Annotated in this window: 2 protein-coding genes; one reads left to right on the forward strand and one right to left on the reverse strand. The window is 75.5% G+C overall.

What is annotated here, in order from left to right:
- On the forward strand, positions 1-1,063 hold a 1,063-nt coding region (locus J0670_RS35985), incomplete at its 5' end, for a PP2C family protein-serine/threonine phosphatase (RefSeq protein ID WP_207816892.1).
- A gap of 12 nt (positions 1,064-1,075) precedes the next feature.
- On the opposite strand, the gene J0670_RS35990 is transcribed toward J0670_RS35985, so the two are convergent.
- Entirely contained in the window at positions 1,076-2,278 is a 1,203-nt protein-coding gene (locus J0670_RS35990) for a PLP-dependent aspartate aminotransferase family protein (protein WP_207816894.1), read from the reverse strand.
- Between the last annotated feature and the right edge of the window lie 106 nt (positions 2,279-2,384).

Here is a 2,384-nt window from a genome sequence, read left to right on the forward strand (position 1 = left end):
CCTGCGCCGCGCCGCCGTACGGGCCGTGCCCACGCTGGAGGCCGCCCTCGCGGACCTGCCCCGCCCCGGCGAGTCCGTCCGCCACCGGGAGGGCTCGGCCGCCGCCCGCAGCCTCGCCACAGGGGTCGCCGTGCTCACCGAGCCGGGCCCCGAGGACGCCTGCCCCGCCGCCGTCGACTCCCTGCTCGTGCTGCCGCTGACCGCCCACGGCCACCTCGTCGGACTGCTCACCCTCGGCCGGACCGGCGCCGCCCCGGCCTACACCCCCGACGACGCCGCGCTGCTCGGCTCCCTCGCCGCGCGCACCGCCACCGGTATCGACCACGCCCGCCGCTACGGACACTCCCAGGGCATAGCCCTGGAACTCCAGCGCGCCCTGCTCAGCGAGCCCGGCAACCCGCACCAGAACCTCGCCCTCGCCTCCCGCTACCTGCCCTCCGGCAGCAGCTCGGTGGTCGGCGGCGACTGGTACGAGACGGTCCGCCTGCCCTTCGGCCGCACCCTGCTCGCCATGGGCGACGTCATGGGGCACGGCGTCGAGGCCGCCGTCGACATGAGCCACTACCGCTCGGCGCTGCGCGACATCGCCGGGATGGACCTGCCCCCGCACCGCATCCTGCGCCAGCTCGACACCGTCATCTCCGCCGACGACTCAGCCCGCCCCGCGACCTGCCTGCTGGTCCTCGCCGACCCGAGCCGCGGCCGGTGGACCCTCTCCAGCGCGGGCCACCTGCCGCCCGCCCTGATCACCCCGGACCGGCCCACCGAACTGCTGCGCGTCCCGACCGGCCCACCGCTCGGCACCGGCTTCGGCGGCTACGAGCAGGCCACCCACCCGCTCGACGCCGAGCAGACCCTGCTCCTCTACACCGACGGTCTGGTCGAACGGCGCGGCGAGGACATCGACACCTCCCTGGAGCGTCTCGCCGCCCTCAGGCTCCCCGCCACCGGCGACCTCGACGACCTCCTCGACGCCACGCTCCACTCCCTCGCCCCGACCCCGGGCCCCGCGGCCGCCGAGGACGACATCGCTCTCCTCGCGGCCCGCCCCAAGGCCCGCTGACGCGGGCCGGGCTCACAGCTTCGCCAGCGCCCGCTCCACGTCGGCCCACAGGTCCTCCGGGTGCTCGACGCCCACCGCGACCCGGACCGTGCCCGGGCCGATGCCCGCCGCCGCCAGCTCCTCGTCCGACAGCTGTCGGTGCGAGGTGCTGGCCGGGTGCAGCACCAGGGTGTGGACGCCGCCGAGCGAAGGGGCCAGGGACGCCAGCCGCACCGACTCGGTGAAGGTGCGGGCCGCCTCGCGCCCGCCGGCCAGGTCGAAGGCGAGCACGCCGCCGTGGCCCTCGGGCAGCAGGCGGCGGGCGAGTTCGTGGTCCGGGTGGGAGGGCAGGCCCGGGTAGTGGACGGCGGTGACGGCCGGGTGGGCCGTCAGCCGGGTGGCCAGGTCGAGGGCGGTGTCGCAGTGGCGGCGCATCCGCAGGGCCAGGGTCTGGAGGCCGCGCAGGGCCAGCCAGGCGGCGAACGGGTTGGCGCTGGCGCCGAGTTCGGTCGCGTAGTGCCAGACCTTCCGGTGGAGTTCGGCGTCGGCGAAGACGGCGAGCCCGGCGAGGACGTCCGAGTGCCCGCCCAGGTACTTGGTGGCCGAGTGGACGACCACGTCCGCGCCGTGCTCGATCGGCCGGCACAGCAGCGGGGTGGCGAAGGTGTTGTCGACCACGCTCAGCACCCCCGCCCGCTTGGCGACTCCGATCAGCCCGGGCAGGTCGGTGACCCGGGTCATCGGGTTGGAGACCGTCTCCAGGTGCAGCAGCCGGGTGTTGGGCCGCAGCGCGGCCGTGACCTCGCCCGGGTCGTCGCCCCGCACGTGGGTGACCTCGACGCCCCACCGCTCCGCGAGGTCGGCCAGCATCGCGAACGTGCCGCCGTAGAGGCTGCGCTGGGCGATCACGTGGTCGCCGGAGCGCAGCAGGGCGAGCAGCACGGTGTTGATCGCGCCCATGCCGGAGGCGGTGGCCAGCGCCCCGACCCCGCCCTCCAGGTCGGCGACGGCGTCCTCCAGCGAGCGGATCGTCGGGTTGCCGAAGCGGTTGTAGAAGAACGCCTCACCCGGTCCGGCGTGGGCCTGGGTGAGCGCGTCGCTGGTCTCGAAGGCGAACAGGTGGCTCTGGTGCAGCGGGATGCCCATCGGACGGCTGCCGACGACCTCGGCCAGCGGCGGGTGGACGATCCGGCTCTCGGGGCGCAGCGCCTCGGGGTTCAGGTGGAAGTCGCTCATGCCGTCATCCTGGGCCTCCGACCGCCCACCCGAACAGGGCCAATCCGGGTCGATTGGCCCGTCACCGGCCACTCGTACCGGACGTCGCCCGCCTCGCCGCCCGCCC

The sequence above is a fragment of the Streptomyces sp. FH025 genome (assembly GCF_017427025.1).
Lineage (GTDB): Bacteria > Actinomycetota > Actinomycetes > Streptomycetales > Streptomycetaceae > Kitasatospora.